This window comes from Alteriqipengyuania triglochinis (assembly GCF_054655655.1).
In genome coordinates this window covers 712,481-730,875 of record NZ_BAAHNC010000002.1, presented here as the reverse complement: position 1 = coordinate 730,875, position 18,395 = coordinate 712,481, and the positions used below count along the sequence as shown (strand labels likewise).

The window sequence follows — 18,395 nt, the reverse complement described above, 5'->3', positions numbered from 1 at the left end:
CGGCTCGCAATGACAAATTTTTCGATGGAGTCCTTTCCCATGCTCGACGCACAGATGACCGATCAGCTGAAGCAGTATCTCGAAAACCTGCGCGAGCCGGTCGAGCTCGTCGCTTCGCTCGGTGACGACACGACGTCTGCCAAGACTCGCGAGCTGCTCGAAGAGATCGCGGCGCTGCACGGCATGGTCAGCGTGGATTTCGACGGCGACCACGAACGCAAGCCCAGCTTCATCATCCGCCGCGGCAGCGATGCTGAAAAATGGGTCCGCTTTGCCGGGCTGCCGATGGGCCATGAGTTCACCTCGCTGGTGCTCGCGCTGCTGTGGGCGGGCGGTCACCCGCCCAAGGTCGATGCCGACGTGCTGGAAGATATCCGCCGGATCGAGACCGATCTGGAGTTCGAGATGTTCTTCTCGCTCTCGTGCCACAACTGCCCCGACGTCGTGCAGGCGCTCACGTTGATGGCGCTGGAGAACAGCCGCATCACCGCCACGCTGATCGAAGGCGGCGCCTACAAGGACGAGGTCGAGGCACGCGACATCATGGCTGTGCCCGCGACCTTCCTGAACGGGGAGAGCTTCTACAACGGCAAGATCGAACTGCCGCAGATACTCGAACGGCTCGACACCGGCGCAGGCGCGAAGGCCGCAGCCAAGCTCAACGAGCGCGAGCCCTATGAAGTGCTGGTGATCGGCGGCGGGCCCGCCGGGGTCGCGACCTCGGTCTATACCGCGCGCAAGGGTTTCCGCACCGGGATCGCCGCCGAACGTTTCGGCGGGCAGTTGCAGGACACGCTCGGGATCGAGAACCTGCCCGGCACCGCCTATACCGAAGGGCCCAAGCTCTCCGCCGACCTCGACGAGCAGGTCAAGGAAAACGCGATCGACAAGATCGACCTCGTCCAGGCCGAGGAACTGATCCCGGCGAAAACCGAAGGCGGTATGCACACAATCCGCTTCGCCAATGGCGGCGAGCTGACCGCGCGTGCCATCGTGCTCGCTACCGGCGCGCGCTGGCGCAACCTCGGCGTGCCGGGCGAGCAGGACTATCGCAACAAGGGCGTGGCCTACTGCCCGCACTGCGACGGGCCACTGTTCAAGGGCAAGCGGATCGCGGTGATCGGCGGCGGAAACTCGGGCGTCGAAGCCGCGATCGACCTCGCCAAGATCGTCGACCACGTCACCTTGGTCGAATTCGACACGCAGCTGCGCGCCGACGCGGTGCTGGTGGACAAGCTCAAGAGCCTCGACAATGTCGAGATCATCACCAACGGCCAGACGACCGAGATCACCGGTGACGGCAGCCGCGTCAACGGCATGATCGTGAAAGACCGCGACAGCGGCGAAGACCGCACGATCGAGCTCGCGGGCGTGTTCGTGCAGATCGGTCTCGTCCCCAACACCGAATGGCTGAAGGACAGCGGGCTGGAACTGTCGAAGCACGGCGAGATCGTGACCGACGAGCGCGGCGCGACCAACCTGCCCGGCATCTTCGGCGCAGGCGATGCGACCACCGTGCCCTACAAGCAGATCGTGGTCGCCATGGGCCAGGGCGCGAAGGCCGGGCTGACCGCCTTCGACTACCTCATCCGCACCGAACCGGCGGAAGAGATCGCGCAGGCAGCCTGACGCCCTCTCCCCGCATGCTCACAAAAGCGGCATCACCTGTTCGCGCAGGTGGCGCCGTTTCGCATTACGCTACGGCAAGCCGCACATATCATCGCAAAAGCAAATCAGTTAGAGCCAATTAATCGATTGGACCAATCAGAGCATCGAGCGCATTCTCTCTTCATCGGCGGCACGAGTCGCCTTTCGAGAAGGAGCGGATGATGGACGCGAAGACTGGTTCGATCGGGGGCGGCTGCCCCGTACATGGCGATGGCGGCGTACGCGCCCTGCTTGGCCGCACCAACAAGGACTGGTGGCCCGATGCGCTCGATCTCCACATCCTGACGCAAGGCGGGCAGTCGCCCGATCCGATGGGCGAGGATTTCGATTATTCCGAAGCCTTCAACGCGCTCGATTGCAGCGCGCTCAAGGCAGACCTGCACGCGCTGATGACCGACAGCCAGCCGTGGTGGCCGGCGGATTACGGCCACTACGGCCCGTTCTTCATCCGCATGGCGTGGCACGCGGCGGGCACCTATCGCACGGGTGACGGGCGCGGCGGAGCCTCGAGCGGCCAGCAGCGGTTTGCCCCGCTCAACTCGTGGCCCGACAACGGCAATCTCGACAAGGCGCGCCGCCTGCTGTGGCCGATCAAGCAGAAATACGGAAAGCACATCAGCTGGGGTTCGGAAGAAGAATGGGTCGACCAGGGCGTCGAGACGCGCATCATTCCCGATGAGGGCAAGGCGCTCGAAAATCCGCTCGCCGCGATCCAGATGGGGCTGATCTACGTCAATCCCGAGGGCCCCGGCGGCAACCCGCACGACGCCGAAGGGATGGCGCGCGACATGAAGGAAACCTTCGCGCGCATGGCCATGAACGACGAGGAAACCGTTGCGCTGACCGCCGGCGGCCACGCCTTCGGCAAGTGCCACGGCGCGGTCCCGCCGGACCAGCTGAGCGGTGCGCCCGAAAGCGAGGCGTTGCAGCTGATGGGCTTCGGCTGGGCGACCGATGCCGACCAGATCGAGCAGGGTCACATCACCACCTCCGGCCTCGAAGGGGCATGGACGCCGAACCCGACGCAGTGGGGCGGCGACTATTTCCGGCTGCTGTTCAAGTATGACTACGAGCTGGTGGAAAGCCCGGCGGGCGCGAAGCAGTGGCAGCCGGTCAACCCGGACCCCGAGGACATGGCGCCCGACGCGCGCGATCCCTCCAAGAAGGTGCCGACCATGATGACCACCGCCGACATGGCGCTGAAGCGCGACCCGGATTATCGCAAGATCTCCGAACGCTTCCGCGACGATCAGGCCGCGCTCGACGATGCCTTCGCCCGCGCGTGGTTCAAGCTGACTCACCGCGATATGGGCCCCAAGGCGCGCTACCTCGGCCCTGATGTGCCGAGCGAGGACCTGATCTGGCAGGACCCGGTGCCTGCGGGAACCCAGGCTTCGGACAGCGCGGTTTCCGACTTCAAGTCCAAGGTGATGGATAGCGGGCTCAGCGTGCGCGAACTGGTCAAGGCGGCGTGGGCTTCGGCCAGCACCTACCGCAAGAGCGATCATCGCGGCGGTGCCAACGGCGCGCATATCCGGATGGAGCCGATGACAAGCTGGGCGGTCAACGATCCCGAGGAGCTTTCAAAGGTGCTCTCGAAGCTCGACGCGCTGCGCGGCGATCTCTCGATGGCCGATGCGATCGTGATTGCAGGCGCGGCGGCGGTCGAAAAGGCGGCGAAGGATGCCGGGTTCGACATCACCGTTCCGGTCACCACCGGGCGCGGCGATGCGACCGAGGAGCAGACCGATGCGGAGAGCTTCGAGCCGATGGAGCCCTTCGCCGACGGTTTCCGCAACTACCTCAAGACCAAGGCGAGCGTGAAGACCGAGGATCTGCTGATCGACCGGGCTAGCCTGCTGGGCCTCTCGATCCCCGAGATGACCGTGCTGGTCGGCGGGATGCGCGCGCTGGGCGCGGTGAGCGAGCATGCCAAACACGGCCATTCGATCGGCGTGCTGACCGACCGGCCGGGCCAGCTGACCAACGACTTCTTCGTCAACCTGCTCGACATGGGCACGAAGTGGCAGACGATCGACGAGAGCGGCGACGAGGAATTCGTCGGCACCGACCGCACCTCGGGCGAAGAGAAGTGGCACGCCACGCGCACCGATCTGGTGTTCGGCTCCAACTCGCAGCTGCGCTCGGTCGCGGAGGTCTATGCCGAGACCGGCCACGAGGAGAAGTTCGTGAAGGACTTCGTGGCCGCCTGGACCAAGGTGATGGACGCCGACCGCTTCGATCTCAGCCACGCCAAATATCACTGATCGGCGCAGCATAGCCTCGCGGACAAGGAAGGCCCCCGGCAGCAATGCCAGGGGCCTTTTGTTTGTGAGGAAAAAGCGAAGACAGTGAACGGTTTTCACGGCTGCATGATAGTGGAACAGGACTGCGCTCCACGCGCTATCTCCCTGTAACCTTTTAGAGAAAGCTGCGCGCCATGGCGAAGACTGTTCCCCCCACCACCACCGATGCCGGAATTCGCGTTCAGAGCGACGAGCATTCGCTGACCGTCAGCCCCGACGGCCCCATCGTGCTCAACGATCACTACCTGATCGAGCAGATGGCCAACTTCAATCGCGAGCGGATTCCGGAGCGCCAGCCGCATGCCAAGGGTTCGGGCGCGTTCGGCACGTGGAAGACCACGGCGGACGTCTCGAAATACACCAAGGCCAAGATCTTCCAGCCGGGCGCCGAGTGCGAGACCGCGATGCGTTTCTCGACCGTGGCGGGCGAGCGTGGCAGCCCCGATACCTGGCGCGATCCGCGCGGCTTCTCGGTCAAGTTCTACACCGAGGATGGCAATTTCGACATGGTCGGCAACAACACGCCGATCTTCTTCATCCGCGATCCGCTGAAATTCCAGCACTTCATCCGCAGCCAGAAGCGCCGCGCCGACAACGGCCTGCGCGATCACGACATGATGTGGGATTTCTGGACGCTGTCACCCGAGAGCGCGCACCAGGTCACCTACCTGATGGGCGATCGCGGCGTGCCGAAGAACTGGCGCGAGATGAACGGCTATTCCAGCCACACCTATATGCTGATCAACGCCGAGGGCGAGAAGTTCTGGGTCAAGTTCCACTTCCACACCAATGTCGGTGACGAGAGCGGCAACGCCCACCTGACGCAGGACGAAGCGGTGAAAAAGGCGGGCGAGGACAGCGATTATCACCGCCGCGACCTGTTCGACGCGATTGCCGACGGCAATTTCCCGAGCTGGACGCTCAAATGGCAGATCATGCCGTTCGAGGATGCCAAGACCTACCGCATCAACCCGTTCGACCTGACCAAGACCTGGCCGCACGAGGATTATCCGCTGATCGAGGTCGGCACGCTGACGCTGAACGAAAACCCGGTCGACTGGGATACGCAGATCGAGCAGCTGGCGTTCGAGCCGAACAACATGGTCCCCGGCATCGGCCTGAGCCCCGACAAGATGCTGCTGGCACGCGGCTTCTCCTATTCGGATGCGCACCGCGCGCGTCTCGGCGTCAATTACAAGCAGATCCCGGTCAACGCGCCCAAGAATGCCGATGTGCATTCCTACAGCCGCGCCGGGCACATGCGCACGCAGAACGCGGTCGACCCGGTCTACGCGCCCAATTCCTACGGTGGCCCCGCGGCGCAGCCGCAGGTCGGCGGCGAGGCGACCTGGTATTCCGATGGCGACATGGTCCGCGAGGCCTACACGCTGCGCGAGGATGATGACGACTGGAGCCAGGCCGGTGCGCTGGTGCGCGATGTAATGGACGATGCGCAGCGCGATCGCTTCGTTTCGAACGTCGCCGGTCACCTCGCCGATGGCGTCAGCGAGAAGGTGCTGGTGCGTGCCTTCGACTACTGGAAGAACGTCGACCAGACCATCGGCGAACGGATCGAGAAGGAAGTGCGCGACATGATCGGCGGCAAGTCCACCGCGCCGGGCATGGCCAGCGCGAAATCGATCGAGGACAGCTGAGGCAATTCATCAGGCCAGAGCAATCGATGTCGGTGGGCGAGCGCAAAATCGCCCATCGACATGGCTGCCAAGACTGTTAATGCGAGCCCTTCGCAAAAAGGAAGGTCTATCATGCGTACACTGAAATTCCTCGCCCCCGTTGCCGCGACCGCGCTCGCGCTCGCCGGCTGTTCGGAAGCGCCCGAGGCAACCACCGACGAAGCCGCCGCGACCGACGAAGCGGCGACCGATGCCGACGCCATCGACGCGGTCGATACCGAATCCAGCGTGCTCGACGCAAGCGTCGCCACCGAGGACGAACTTGCCGCCGTCGAAGGCGTCTCGCCCGAACTGGCCGCCGCGATCGTCGCCGGTCAGCCCTATGACAGCGTCACCGATCTTCACGCCACGCTGATGGAAACGCTGAGCGAGGACGAAGCCGAGGCCGTGCTCGTCAACGTGTTCGTGCCGATCAACCTCAACTCCGCGAGCGAAGAGGAAATCCGCCTCGTCCCCGGCATGACCGACAAGATGGTCCACGAGTTCGAGGAATATCGCCCCTATGCCGACATGGGCGTGTTCGATCGCGAAATCGGCAAATATGTCGACGAAGCGGAAGTCGCTCGCTTCCGCCAGTACGTCACGCTTTAATCCGCCTGCGCTGGCGCCATTGCAGCGCGACCCTGACGATCTCGATCGCCGCCAGTATCGCGATGTTGATATAGGCGGTGGTCGGATCGAAGGCGGATAGCGCCCAATGCACGAACACCAGCACCGCGGCCGGATAGACCAGCCGGTGGAGCCGCTTCCAGCCCCTCTTGAGCCTGCGCATCGACGCATCGTTGGACGTGACGGCCAGCGGCACGAACAGCGCGAAGGCGAGCCATCCGGCGAAAACGTAGGGCGTCGAAGCCTCATCCCAGATGATCGCGGGATCGGCCTTGCGCCACAGGTAGATGATCGTGTGCCCCGCGGCATAGGCGAAGCTTGCCACGCCAAGATCGCGCCGCCTGCGCATCAGGTATTGCGCCAGCGGGCTGCGGCGCAGCAGCAGGCGGATCGGCGTGACCGCCAGCGTGACCATCAGCAGCCACGCCGCCCAGTCCCCGCTATCGCCGATAATATGCCCGTAGCCGTACCGACCGGGCGTCGCCCACCAACGCCCCAGCATCCACGCGCCCGGCAGCGCGAGCACCAGCCACAGCAGCGGTTGCGAGCGGAGAAAGGCCTTCATCGCTCATTCCGATAGGGCGCGAACGCCTCGGGCAAAAGAGCACGCAAAGAGGCATAGTCATTGGCAACCGCCTCCGCGCCTGCCTTGATCAGCGCTTCGTCGTAGCCTTGCGGAAGGTGGCCCGCACCGGTGAAGCCCAGCACGCGCATCCCGGCTGCGCGGCCGGCGCGCACGCCGTTGACGCTGTCCTCTATCACCACGCACTGCTCCGGCTGCCAGCCCGTGCGCGCAGCCGCGTAAAGGAAGACGTCGGGCGCGGGCTTGCCGCGCTCGACCCGGTCAGCGCTGAACACCGCTTCACCGAAGATGCCTGCCAGCCCGGTTGTCTCCAGCTTGAAATGCAGCTGCTCCTCCGCGCTGCTCGACGCGACGCAGACCGCGCAGGTCATTGCATCCGCGGCGTCTCGCGCGCCGGGCACCGCGCGCAGTTCGGCACCGGCGCGGGCTCGCACCTCCTGCTTCACCTGCACGGGATAATCGGCGGGCAGCGCGTGGCCCAACTCGCCCTCGATCGCCGCGATCATCGCGCGGTCGGTCGTCCCAAGAAAGCGTTCGATCAGCTGCGCCTCGTCGATCGCGTAGCCCGCGCGCCGCAGGTGCGCGACATGCACCGCCGACACCAGCGTCTCGCTGTCGACCAGGACCCCGTCGCAATCGAAGATAACCAGCATCTTGGCGGTCACGCTCCGCGCCGCAGCACGATGTAGAGCGCGCCCTCGCCCCCGTGGCGGCGGTGCGCCTTGCGGATCGCGGCGATCGCGCCCCCGTGTTCGCTCGCGGCAAGCCAGTCGAGGATCTTGGCGCGGATCGCGCCGCGCCGCTCGCCCCGGTCCGCCGCATCGCCGCCACGCGGCTTGCCGGTGACGACCAGCACGGTGCGCGCGCCCATGCTGCGCGCCTGCGCCATCCCGTCCATCAGCCGCGTGTAGGCGCGGTCGAGGCCATGATCATGCAGGTCGAGCGAGAGGTCGGGCGCGATCTCGCCCGCCTTCAGCCGCCGGTCCCAATGCGAATCGAGATTGCCCGCCGGATTGCGGCCCATCGGCTTGCTCGCCACCGGCGATGGTCGGTGCTGTGTCGGCGGCGCAGGGCGCTTCGGCGCGACCGGCGGTGCGGCTTTCGGCAGCGTCGAAGGAGAAGGTGCGGGCGCGGGGCGCACCGCCGCAGCCGGGCGGATGGGTTTGACGGTCGCGGCGACCTGCGCCCACGCCGTGCTCTCTTCTTCGGAAAGGCCCCGGGGTGTCTTGGTCGGCGGCGTCATCGCCCGGTCAGGCGTGCGACGGTCCCCTTGGGCAGCAGGATCAGCGCGCTGCCCCGTGCGCTCATGCCACCCGCAACCTCGCGCGCATCGCCGCCATTGCCCCAGAAGGTGTCGAAACGGTTGGCACCCTTGATCGCGCCGCCGGTATCCTGCGCCACCCACATGCCGTCCGCCACGTCGCGGTCCATGTCGAGCACCACCGGCGCGCCATAGGGCACGAAGCGCGGATCGACCGCGACGCTGTTCTCCCGCGTGACCGGCACGCCGAGCGAACCGAGCGGCCCGCTGGTGTTCAATTCGCGGAAGAAGATCCAGCTCTCGTTCTCGCGCATCAGCGCTTTGCCTTCGACCGGGTTCTCGTTGAGATATTGCACGATGCCCTGCATCGAACCAGGATACTGGCCCGGCCCGTCGCCGAGCAGCCCGCGTTCGCGCATCAGGCCGCCGATGCCGGTATAGCCGTGTCCATTCTGCCCGGCATAGCCGATCCGCATGCGGGTACCGTCGGGCAGGCGCAGCAGGCCCGACCCCTGGATCTGGAGGAAGAACATCTCGACCGCATCGGCCGCCCACGCAATCTCGAGACCGCGCCCGGCGAGCGCGCCGTCCTCTATCTGCGGCCGGGTGTAGTAGGGCACGAACGCCCCGTTATCGTCGTAGCGGCCCAGCGGCGGGCGGCCTTCGCGCTCGCTCTGCGGCATGTCGGCGGGCCAGTCACGCACGAGATCGTCGGGCAGACGGTAGACAGGCACGTCGTAGCCCGGCCGGCGCGTGCGACTGCCCGCGATCTCGGGCTCGAAATAGCCGGTAGCAAAAGCCTCGCCATTGCCGATCCGGGCGGTTTCCAGATAGGTTTCGAAGAAGGTGAGCGCATCGCCTTCCCAGCGCAGTGCGGCGGTGCACACGGGCAACCAGTCGCCCGGCCGGGTCAGGCCGCTGACGTCTTCCTTGCCCGAGGCCCAGTCGCAGCTGGCCTTGAAGGCACCCAGCGCCTGCGCGGCGTCCTGCGCGTCCACCCTCAGCGACCTGATGGATGGGCCCGCCGCGACGCCGGCCTGAAGGGCATTGCCACTGGCCGGAGGAGGCCGGTCGATCGGCGGATAGGGAGGCTTGTCACGCCCCGCACCGACACAGCCGGACAGCGTTACGAGGGCCGCGAGGGGCCAGATCCATTTGAACATCGGTCCCCCCTCAAGGCGTGCTTTCGGGCGCGCCATCGGTCTGAAAAACTAGCCTTCGTCGGTTTCCACCAGCTGCCAGTCGGGCGTGCGCGAGTCGACCCGGCGGGCGAAGGTCCAGATATCGCGGCTCTCGATCGCATCGTCGAGCGATCCGGCGATCATCGTGCCTTCGCTGTCGCGGGTCATCGCCGCGATATCGGCCACGAAGCGTACGGTGATGCGCGCTTCCTTGCGCTCCAGCTCGGCCTCGCGAATGGTCGCGTCCTCGATCCGGATGAGCCGGTTGTCGAGCGTTTCGCCCGCTTCCTCGCGCGCGTCGATCGCCCCGGCGAAGCCTTCGTAGACCGAATCGTCGCACAGCTCGCGCAGCGTATCCTTGTCGCCGTTCCAGTAGGCTTCGAGGATCATGCCGTAGGCGCCCTTCGCCCCTTCGAGGAAGCTGACGATATCGAACCCGCGGTCCGCGGCGATGATCGACTGCACCCCGCGTTCGACCACCGGCAGAACGTCGGGCTTGGCCTCCTGCTCGGTCACGGCACGCGCCGGGGGCTGCGCCGGGTGGGCCGCACGGGGAAGATCGGGCGCGTCCTTCGTATCGAAACGATGCGGCACGGGCTCTTCCTCGTGCTCGGCACGGCGGCCCAGCACGGAATAGAGCCGCAGGCCCAGGAAGATGGCGACCATGGCGAGGATGACGATTTCTGTCACGGGTAACGGCACCTGGCTTTTTCGGTGGATGCGTACGCGCACCCTTCGTATTTTTCTCTCAATCCCACACATAGGATGCGATATCAAATGCACAACGCCGCCTTGTGGGACCGTGAACGGCAAATCGTGCCCGTTGCGGGGCGGGAAGGCGGCTGCTAGGCGGCATGCCAACTGTGCGGGCGTCCGGCGAGGACAATCGCCCGGCGTTCCAATCATTATAGAAGAGTGAGCTTCATGGCCGACGAAGGCGACGTTCTGACCGATCTCAACAGCCAGCCCGCGGGCAATGGCGCCGACAACCTGCCGACGGCCGGTTTCATCAGCCAGTACATCAAGGATCTCTCGGTCGAGAACCCCAACGCGCCGGGCAGCTTCCAGTGGCAGGACGCGCCGCAGATCGACCTGCAGTTCAACATCGGCGCCAACCCGGTGAACGAAGAGGTCAACGAGGTCGAGCTGAAGATCAACGCCACTGCCCAGTGCGAGCGGGGCCAGATCTACGTGATCGAGCTGGTTTATGCGGGCCTCGTCGGCATCCGCAACCTGCCCGACGACCAGGCGCACATGTTCCTCTATGCAGAAGCGCCGCGCATCCTGTTCCCCTTCGCTCGCCGCGTCGTCGCCGATGCGACCCGCGATCTGGGCTACCAGCCGCTGATGATCGATCCGATCGACTTCAACGGCCTGTACATGCAGCGCCTGCAGCAGAAGCAGCAGGAAGAAGCTGCCGGCGGCGCGGCACCGGGCGGCAACGCCTGACGGTTGCCCTCTAGGGAGGCGGGCGGATGAGCCTGCTCAAGAATGTCGGGACGATCGGCGGGCTAACGCTCGTCAGCCGCTTTGCCGGACTTGCGCGGGAGATGATCTTCTCCCGCGTCCTCGGCGCGAATGCCGTCACCGATGCGTGGTTCCAGGCCTTCATCATTCCCAACGTCTTCCGCCGCCTGTTCGCGGAAGGCGCCTTTTCGGCCGCCTTCGTGCCGATGTTCTCCAAGCGGTTGCACGGTGCCGGAGACGCGGAGAACGGGCTGGAAGAAGCCCGCAGCTTTTCGAACGACGTCCTGAGCGTGTTCCTGCCGGTGCTGATCGCGCTGTGCGCGGTGATGATGCTGGCGATGCCGCTCGTGATCCGCCTGCTGGGCGACGGCGATTCGCCGCCCGCCGACTTCGCGATGGAGGTCGACTTCGCGCGGATCATGTTCCCCTATATCGCGCTGGTCAGCCTGGTGACGCTGTTCACGGGCATGCTCAACTCGGTCAGCCGTTTCGCGCCGGGGGCCAGTTTTCCGATCATCCTCAACCTCGTCCTGATCGGTGGGCTCTTGTTCGGCGACTACGCGATGGGCGAATGGGGCTGGACCACGCGGCAGGTCGGCTACAGCCAGGCTTGGGCGGTCACCGTAGGCGGCGCGATCCAGCTCGTCTGGCTCTATGTCTGGACGCGGGTGGAAGGCTTCCGGCCGAAGCTCTTGTGGCCGCGCATCACGCCCGAGGTAAAGCGGCTGAGCATCATCGCACTGCCCGCTGCGATCGGCGGCGGCGCGTACCAGATCAACACGCTGGTGCAGCTCTACTTCCTCAACCAGCTCGACAGCGGATCGATCAGCTACATGAACTATGCCGACCGGCTGAACCAGCTGCCGCTCGGCATCATCGGCATCGCGCTGTCGACCGCGATCCTGCCCACGCTCTCCAAGTTCGTCGGCACGAAGAACAAGGAAGGGACCGACCGGATCCAGTCCGACGCGATCGAGGTCGCGATGCTGCTGACGATCCCCGCCGCCGTGGCGCTGGCGATCTGCGCGGTGCCCTTCGTCACGATGATCTTCCAAGGCGGGCAGTTCAGCGTCGAGCAGGCGAGGCTGACCGGCAATGTGCTGGGTATGCTGGTGCTCGGCCTGCCAGCCTATGTGCTGGTCAAGGTGCTGGTGCCCAATTTCTACGCCCGGTCGGACACGCGTACGCCGGTTTACGCAGCCTTCATCTCGCTGGTCGTGTTCGCGGCGATGAATTTCGTCCTGGTGGCGGACTGGGGCGTGGAGGGCGTGGCCTTTGCCAGCGTGATCGGCGCGTGGATCAACGTGACCTACCTCTACGCCGTGCTCGTCAGGCGCGATTACTACACCGTCCCGCTGAAGCTGATGGGCCGCATCGCACGCCAGCTTGTCGCCGCAGCGGCGATGGGGGCCGCCCTGTGGTTCGCGCGCGATCTGCTTGCCGACTGGTACGATGCGGGCCTGTTCGCGCGTGCAGGCGCGCTCGTCGCGCTCGTGATCTGTGCGGGCGCGGTCTATTTCGGCGTCGCCTTCGGCATCGGCGCGATCGACAAGCAGCGCATCGTTACGCTGACCCGCAAGAGCCCGGTCCCCGAGAGCGCCACTCCCGAGAACGCCGGCCCCGAGAACGGCAAACCCGACGATCTTGCCCCCTAGCAGGCCTGTGCTATGCCCGCAGCGATGACTGACACGCCACTCTCGACCCGTTCGGCCCCGGCGCGCTTCGTGCTGCGCGGGCGGGCGGCCTGGCGATGGCTCGGCGACGCCTGAACCCGGCAACCCGACCTTGCCAGCGTGCCCGCTGGCCCAACTCAGTCTTTCAAGGAAATACCCTCATGCGCGTCGTCTCCGGCATCCAGCCAACCGGCAACCTCCACCTCGGCAACTACCTCGGCGCAATCCGCAACTGGGTGCGGATGCAGGATGAGATGGACGCCGATTCGGAGTGTCTTTTCTTCCTCGCGGACATGCACGCAATCTCGATGCCGCACGATCCGGCGGAACTGCACAAGGGCACGCTGGAAATGGCCGCCGCGCTGATGGCCTGCGGGATCGACCCGGCACGCTCGGTCCTGTTCAACCAGGCGCAGGTGCCGCAGCACGCGGAGCTGCAATGGTTGCTGACCGGCACCGCGCGGATGGGCTGGCTCAACCGGATGACGCAGTGGAAGGACAAGGCGGGCAAGAACCGCGAGGGCGCTTCGGTCGCGCTGTTTGCCTATCCCGTGCTGCAGGCCGCCGACGTGCTGCTCTACCAGGCGACCCACGTGCCCGTGGGCGACGACCAGAAGCAGCATCTCGAGCTGGCCCGCGACATCGCGCAGAAGTTCAACAACGACTTCTGTCCGGAGGACGCGCCGCTCTTCACCCTGCCCGATCCGTTCATCCCGCCTGCCGCAGCCCGCATCATGAGCCTGCGCGACGGATCCTCGAAGATGAGCAAGTCCGATCCCTCGGACATGAGCCGGATCAACCTCGTCGACGATGCCGATACGATCATGAAGAAGGTCAAGAAGGCGAAGACCGATCCTGATCCCCTGCCCGACAATCTCGACGATCTCGGAGCCCGGGCGGAAGCGCTGAACCTCGTGACGATCTACGCCGCGCTCGCGGAGTGCGAGCCCGCAGCCGTGCTGCGCGAACATGCCGGCAAGGGCTTCGGCGCTTTCAAGCCGCTGCTCGGCGAGCTGCTGGTCGAAACGCTTTCGCCGATTTCGGCGCGGCTGCGCGACCTGCTCGACGATCGCGAGGCGATCGAGGCGGCTCTGGCGCGCGGTGCCGCCAAGGCCCGCGACCGCGCAGGCCCGACGCTTGCCGCGACCTACAAGGCGCTCGGCCTGGTCCGCGGATGAGCGATGCAAGCTGCGGAAACTTAAGGCTCATCAAAGGGTTAAAGGAAGGTTCAGGGTGGCCTTGCTAGTCACTCAAGTCCAATCGAGAGGGGTGCGCCCCACCGGGCGCTCCCGCAACAAGGGGCCCATCGCCATGAAAAGACCACGTTTCCTCGCAGCCATCGGCGCGCTGGGCCTGATCGGCGCAGGGCTTGCAGGCTGCACCACCGGCTTCCAGGCCGACGTCTCGCGCTTCCAGGCGCAGCTTCCCGCACCGCAGGGGCAGAGCTTCGCTGTGGTGGCCGAGGATCCCGCGCTCGCCGGCGGCATCGAGTTCGGCCAGTATGCCGATCTCGTCGGCGAAGAGCTGAGCCAGCTGGGTTATGTGCCCGGCAATCCCGAGACCGCCGACCTGATCGTGCATTTCGACTATGACGTCGATAACGGGCGCGAACGCGTCCGCTCCACCGGGAGCAGCTTCCACGATCCTTTCTACGATCCGTGGTATCGTTATCGTCGCCCCTTCCGCTCGTACGGTCCGTGGGGCTACGGCTTCTACGATCCGTGGTTCGCCGACCGCGACGTGCGCAGCTACACTGTCTACACCAGCGAGATCGAGGTCGATATCGACGACCGCCGTACGGGCGAGCGCCTGTTCGAAGGCACCGCGAGCGCGGTTTCGCCGAGCAACCGGCTACAATACCTCGTGCCGAACCTGGTCGATGCGATGTTCACCGACTTCCCCGGCAATTCGGGCGAAACGGTCCGCATCTCGATCAAGCCGGAAGAGCGGTAGGATCGGATAACAATCCGAGACAGCAAAGGGGCGGGCCGCATGGTCCGCCCTTTTTGTATGGGGCTACACATTCCCCGATAGGAGCGTCGCCTCAACGTAACGAAATCATGTCCGGCAACCCCTCGGTCATCTCGCGAATGTTCGAATCGTCGGGCGATCGGTCGTACACATGGCGATAGATATCGCGCAGCCATCCCGTGACGAGATGCCTGCCGACTTCCTTTCCAGGCCAGCTCGCGATCAAGAGGTTCATCGGGGGCGGAGAGCCCGCGCCGACCGGAGGCATGATGTACTCCAGCGGCTGCAGCGTTCGGCAGCCATGTTTCCTGTAGAATGCCAGCCGGCGTTTGCGATCGACAGATCCCTCCGACCCCGCTCGTTCGCTTTCCACTTCGAGCAATAGCGGCGACAGCGCCCGTTCCGCGATCCACGAGAAGAACGCCCCGCCCAGCCCGAGGCCCCGCGTCTCAGGCGTGACCGCGATATATTCCAGCAGGCGAAAGGTGCCGGTGGGGCGCGCGTGCACCACGGCCATACCCCACAGATTCGGCCCGCAGGTCATCTGCAGAAGCTCGTAATCCTCGCGCCGCGCCACCTCCTGTATGAAAGACGCCGGTTTGCGTTCGCTCTCCGGAAACGAGGCTTCATACAGATCGGCGATCTCTGCCAAGCGCCGCGTATCGTCACGCGGAGGCCGACCGAATGTCACCTCCTCTGCTCTACCCCTTGGCGTCACGGGCGCTGGAGCGTCGCGTGCCCCCCGGTCGAGCCGAAGCCCCCTTCCCCGCGCTGCGTCTTGTCGAGGTCTTCGACCTCTTCGAACACCGCGCGGGTAACGGGCGCGAGCACCAGCTGCGCGACCCGATCACCGCGCCCGATCGCGAAGCTTTCGGCGCCGTGGTTGATCAGCAGCACTTTCAGCTCGCCGCGATAGTCGGAGTCTATCGTGCCCGGTGCGTTGGGCACCGAGATGCCGTGCTTGAAGGCGAGGCCGGAGCGTGGGCGCACCTGTATCTCGTAGCCTTCGGGAATCGCGACCGCAAAGCCCGTCGCCACCGCATGGCGGCCACCGGCGGGCAGGTCGACATCCTCCGCCGCGCAGACATCCATGCCCGCCGCACCGTCGGTCGCATAGGCGGGCAGCGGCAGTCCCTCGCCGTGGGGCAGGCGCTTCAGGCGCACGCCGACATTATTCGCCACCAGCCGCTCCCAGCTCCGCCCCGATCCGCTCGACCAGTTTCATGGCAACCTCTTCCTTCGGCATTTCGGGCCAGTCTTCGACGCCGCTTGCAGTGACGAGATGCACGGTGTTGTCCGCCCCGCCCATCACGCTCGCGCCGATGCCGCCCGAAACGTCGTTGGCGACGATCCAGTCGGCGCGCTTGCGCTCCCGCTTGGCCTGCGCATTCGCAACCACGTCCTGCGTCTCCGCCGCGAAGCCGACCAGCAGGCGGGGGCGGTTATCCGCCGCGCCCAGCGTGGCGAGGATATCGGGGTTCTCCTCCAGCCGCAGCGCCGGCGGTGTCGAGCCCGATTTCTTGAGCTTGTGGTCGTTGGCATTCGCCGTGCGCCAGTCCGCCACGGCGGCGGTCATCACCGCGACATCGGCGGGCAGGTGCGCATCCACCGCCTGCGCCATGTCGCACGCCGTCTGTACGTCGATCCGCGTGACGCGCGGAGGGGTCGGCAGGGTTACCGGGCCAGCAACCAGCGTGACCCGCGCACCGGCTGCTGCTGCGGCGGCGGCGATGGCGAAGCCCTGGCGACCGCTCGAACGATTGGCGATGTAGCGCACCGGGTCGATCGGCTCGTGCGTCGGACCGGCGGTGACGAGCACGTGGCGCCCTGCAAGCGGTGCGTTTGCGGAGCCGGGCGATACGCCGTCCGCCCAGCGCGCGATGGCGGCCCAGATGGCTTCGGGTTCGGGCAGGCGTCCCGGGCCGTATTCGCCGCAGGCCATCGCGCCCTCGTCCGGGTCGAGGACCGTCACCCCCACATCGCGCAAGGTTGCGACATTGGCCTGCACCGCAGCGTGCTGCCACATGCGCACGTTCATCGCGGGCACGGCCATCACCGGCTTGTCGGTCGCGAGCAGCAGCGTGGTCGCCAGGTCGTCCGCAATCCCCGCCGCCATCTTGGCGAGCATGTTCGCGGTCGCGGGGCAGACCACCACAAGATCGGCCTCGCGGCTGAGCTGGATGTGCCCCATCTCGACCTCGTTCCTCAGGTCCCATAGCGTGGTGTGGACGGGGTTTTCGCTCAGCGCCGCCAGCGTCATCGGGGTGACGAACTGCGCGCCGCCATCGGTCAGCACGCAGGTGACGCTGCCGCCGTTCCTGCGGATCAGGCGGACCAGCTCGCACGCCTTGTAGGCCGCGATCCCGCCGCCAATCACCAGCAGCACCTTGACGCCGCTCGTCCCCGCCATCAGCCGATCACTCCGAAGCCGAACAGCGCGGCCATCAGCCCCGCCCCGCCCAGCACCAGCGCGGCCTTGCCGAGCCAGCCGGGGCCCACCGGGCGCGCAGCCTCGCGTGCCTTGCGGTCCCAGATCAGTTCGATCTCGGGCAGCGGCGCAGGCTCGGGTGCGCCGCCCTTGGGCGGGTATTTCTCCTCCAGCCGCCGCACGAGTGCGGGGATGCGTTGCAACGTGTCGAAATCCTCGCGCAACCGGTCCGCGATCGCGGCCTCGGGTCCAAGCTCGTCGCGGATCCAGCTGCGCACGAAGGGCGCGGAGACGTCCCACATGTTGATCTTGGGATTGAGCTGGGTGGCAATGCCTTCGACCATCACCATCGTCTTTTGGAGCAGCAGCAGGTGCGGCTGGGTCTGCATGTCGAAGTCGCGAGTAATCGCGAACAGGCCGTCGAGCATCTGGCCCACCGAAAGCTCGCTCACCGGTTTGCCGCGCATCGGTTCGCCCACGGCGCGCAGCGCGGTCGCGAATTCGCCGACCGAGTGGTAGCTGGGCACGTATTGCGCCTCGAAATGGATTTCGGCCACGCGGCGATAATTGCCGGTCGTCAGGCCGTAGAGGATTTCCGCCAGCCACTGCCGCGCGCGCCGGTCGATCCGGCCCATGATCCCGAAATCGATCGCCGCGATCGTCCCGTCGGGTTCGACGAACAGGTTCCCCTGGTGCATGTCGGCATGGAAATAGCCGTAGCTGATCGCCTGCGTGAGGAAGGCGAGCACCAACCGCTCGGCCAGCTGTTCGAGATCGTGCCCGGCGGCGACCAGCCCTTCGCGGTCGCTCATTTTGATGCCGTCGATCCACTCGATCGTCATCACGCGGCCATTGGTCCGGTCCCAGTCGACTGCCGGGATGCGATAGCCGGGAAAGCCCTTCATCGCCTCGGCCAGCTCGCTCGCCGCGGCAGCCTCGCGCCGCAGGTCGAGCTCGGTATTGGTCCAGCGCTTGAAGTTCGCGATAGTGAGTGCCGGGCGCAGGCGCGCGGCCTCGCCGCCCATCGCCTCGACATGCGCGGCGGCCCATTCGTAGGTCGCAATATCGCGCGCGAACTGCTCGCGGATACCGGGACGCAGCATCTTCACCGCGACCTGCCGCCCGTCGGTGGTGATTGCGCGGTGAACCTGCGCGATCGACGCTGCGCCGACGGGCTTGGGGTCGATGCTCTGGTAGAGCGATTGGATCGGCTGCGCGAAGGTCGATTCGATCACCGGGCGAAGGCTTTCGAACGGCACCGGCGGCAGGTTGTCCTGCAGACTCAAAAGGTTCTGCGCCGCCTCGTCGCCGACAAGGTCGGGCCGTGTGGCGAGCGACTGGCCGAGCTTGATTGCCGCCGGTCCGATCGCGCGGAAGGCCCCGGCGTAGTCGGGCGTCGCCGGCTGGCGTGTCCCGAAGCGCGCGATGCGGATCAGCTGCTTGACCGGGACGGGCGCGTTGGGATCGTTTTCGATCCCGCGCAGCGCGCCGTGCCGAGCAGCGGTCCGCCCCCATTTGAGCAGCCGCCAGATATGGCGAGACGGCCTCGTCATG

The 18,395-nt window shown here is 66.0% G+C and carries 17 protein-coding genes; 8 read left to right on the top strand and 9 right to left on the bottom strand.

The genetic code is table 11. The features are described from left to right. The first annotated feature begins 39 nt into the window (after nucleotides 1-39). From ahpF to ACYQ0L_RS09345, 4 genes are all read left to right on the top strand, one after another. Entirely contained in the window at nucleotides 40-1,629 is a 1,590-nt protein-coding gene (gene ahpF, locus ACYQ0L_RS09360) for an alkyl hydroperoxide reductase subunit F (RefSeq protein WP_459788831.1), read from the top strand. 200 nt (nucleotides 1,630-1,829) lie between these two features. After that, nucleotides 1,830-3,935, top strand: a complete 2,106-nt coding sequence (locus ACYQ0L_RS09355) for a peroxidase family protein (protein ID WP_459788830.1) — start codon at nucleotides 1,830-1,832, stop codon at nucleotides 3,933-3,935. A 173-nt stretch (nucleotides 3,936-4,108) separates the two neighbouring features. After that, the gene (locus tag ACYQ0L_RS09350) at nucleotides 4,109-5,629 is read left to right on the top strand and encodes a catalase (RefSeq protein WP_459788829.1); all 1,521 of its coding nucleotides are present in this window, start codon (nucleotides 4,109-4,111) and stop codon (nucleotides 5,627-5,629) included. Nucleotides 5,630-5,740: 111 nt separating this feature from the next. Further along, entirely contained in the window at nucleotides 5,741-6,259 is a 519-nt protein-coding gene (locus tag ACYQ0L_RS09345) for a hypothetical protein (protein WP_459788828.1), read from the top strand. Here the strand turns inward: ACYQ0L_RS09345 and ACYQ0L_RS09340 are convergent. From ACYQ0L_RS09340 to ACYQ0L_RS09320, 5 genes are read right to left on the bottom strand one after another with little or no spacing between them, the layout of a single operon-like run. Continuing rightward, nucleotides 6,249-6,842 carry a protein-methionine-sulfoxide reductase heme-binding subunit MsrQ gene (locus ACYQ0L_RS09340; RefSeq protein WP_459788827.1) on the bottom strand — a complete coding sequence of 198 codons (594 nt, stop codon included), beginning with the start codon at nucleotides 6,840-6,842 and terminating at the stop codon, nucleotides 6,249-6,251. The genes ACYQ0L_RS09345 and ACYQ0L_RS09340 overlap by 11 nt on opposite strands. Next, a complete protein-coding gene (locus ACYQ0L_RS09335) occupies nucleotides 6,839-7,525 on the bottom strand; it encodes an HAD family hydrolase (protein WP_459788826.1) in 687 nt (228 codons plus the stop codon). Before ACYQ0L_RS09335 ends, ACYQ0L_RS09340 begins: the two co-directional genes overlap by 4 nt. After that, on the bottom strand, nucleotides 7,522-8,103 hold the full coding sequence (locus tag ACYQ0L_RS09330; protein ID WP_459788825.1) for a Smr/MutS family protein: 582 nt from the start codon (nucleotides 8,101-8,103) through the stop codon (nucleotides 7,522-7,524). The genes ACYQ0L_RS09335 and ACYQ0L_RS09330 overlap by 4 nt, the downstream gene beginning before the upstream one ends. Beyond that, on the bottom strand, nucleotides 8,100-9,284 hold the full coding sequence (gene mltA / locus ACYQ0L_RS09325; RefSeq protein ID WP_459788824.1) for a murein transglycosylase A: 1,185 nt from the start codon (nucleotides 9,282-9,284) through the stop codon (nucleotides 8,100-8,102). Before mltA ends, ACYQ0L_RS09330 begins: the two co-directional genes overlap by 4 nt. 48 nt (nucleotides 9,285-9,332) lie before the next feature. Then, nucleotides 9,333-9,968, bottom strand: coding sequence for a Tim44/TimA family putative adaptor protein (locus tag ACYQ0L_RS09320; protein WP_459789028.1), 636 nt, complete (start codon nucleotides 9,966-9,968; stop codon nucleotides 9,333-9,335). 258 nt (nucleotides 9,969-10,226) lie between these two features. Here ACYQ0L_RS09320 and secB point away from each other — a divergent pair, with 258 nt between their 5' ends. The 4 genes from secB to ACYQ0L_RS09300 all read left to right on the top strand — a co-directional run bounded on the left by secB (nucleotide 10,227) and on the right by ACYQ0L_RS09300 (nucleotide 14,395). Then, nucleotides 10,227-10,751, top strand: coding sequence for a protein-export chaperone SecB (secB, locus tag ACYQ0L_RS09315; RefSeq protein ID WP_459788823.1), 525 nt, complete (start codon nucleotides 10,227-10,229; stop codon nucleotides 10,749-10,751). 26 nt (nucleotides 10,752-10,777) lie between these two features. Then, nucleotides 10,778-12,424: a murein biosynthesis integral membrane protein MurJ gene (gene murJ, locus ACYQ0L_RS09310; protein ID WP_459788822.1), complete on the top strand. Its 1,647-nt coding sequence runs from the start codon at nucleotides 10,778-10,780 to the stop codon at nucleotides 12,422-12,424. A gap of 179 nt (nucleotides 12,425-12,603) precedes the next feature. Further along, nucleotides 12,604-13,620 carry a tryptophan--tRNA ligase gene (gene trpS / locus ACYQ0L_RS09305; protein WP_459788820.1) on the top strand — a complete coding sequence of 339 codons (1,017 nt, stop codon included), beginning with the start codon at nucleotides 12,604-12,606 and terminating at the stop codon, nucleotides 13,618-13,620. Nucleotides 13,621-13,753: 133 nt separating this feature from the next. Next, nucleotides 13,754-14,395 (top strand): DUF4136 domain-containing protein, encoded by a 642-nt coding sequence (locus tag ACYQ0L_RS09300; protein ID WP_459788818.1) that lies wholly within the window; start codon nucleotides 13,754-13,756, stop codon nucleotides 14,393-14,395. Nucleotides 14,396-14,486: 91 nt separating this feature from the next. On the opposite strand, the gene ACYQ0L_RS09295 is transcribed toward ACYQ0L_RS09300, so the two are convergent. From ACYQ0L_RS09295 to ubiB, 4 genes are all read right to left on the bottom strand, one after another. After that, nucleotides 14,487-15,065 (bottom strand): N-acetyltransferase, encoded by a 579-nt coding sequence (locus ACYQ0L_RS09295; protein ID WP_459788817.1) that lies wholly within the window; start codon nucleotides 15,063-15,065, stop codon nucleotides 14,487-14,489. Nucleotides 15,066-15,127: 62 nt separating this feature from the next. After that, nucleotides 15,128-15,595, bottom strand: a complete 468-nt coding sequence (gene dut / locus ACYQ0L_RS09290; protein ID WP_459788815.1) for a dUTP diphosphatase — start codon at nucleotides 15,593-15,595, stop codon at nucleotides 15,128-15,130. Beyond that, nucleotides 15,585-16,823, bottom strand: a complete 1,239-nt coding sequence (coaBC, locus tag ACYQ0L_RS09285) for a bifunctional phosphopantothenoylcysteine decarboxylase/phosphopantothenate--cysteine ligase CoaBC (RefSeq protein WP_459788814.1) — start codon at nucleotides 16,821-16,823, stop codon at nucleotides 15,585-15,587. Before coaBC ends, dut begins: the two co-directional genes overlap by 11 nt. After that, a complete protein-coding gene (gene ubiB / locus ACYQ0L_RS09280; protein ID WP_459788813.1) occupies nucleotides 16,823-18,394 on the bottom strand; it encodes a 2-polyprenylphenol 6-hydroxylase in 1,572 nt (523 codons plus the stop codon). The genes coaBC and ubiB overlap by 1 nt, the downstream gene beginning before the upstream one ends. Nucleotide 18,395: the final 1 nt, after the last annotated feature.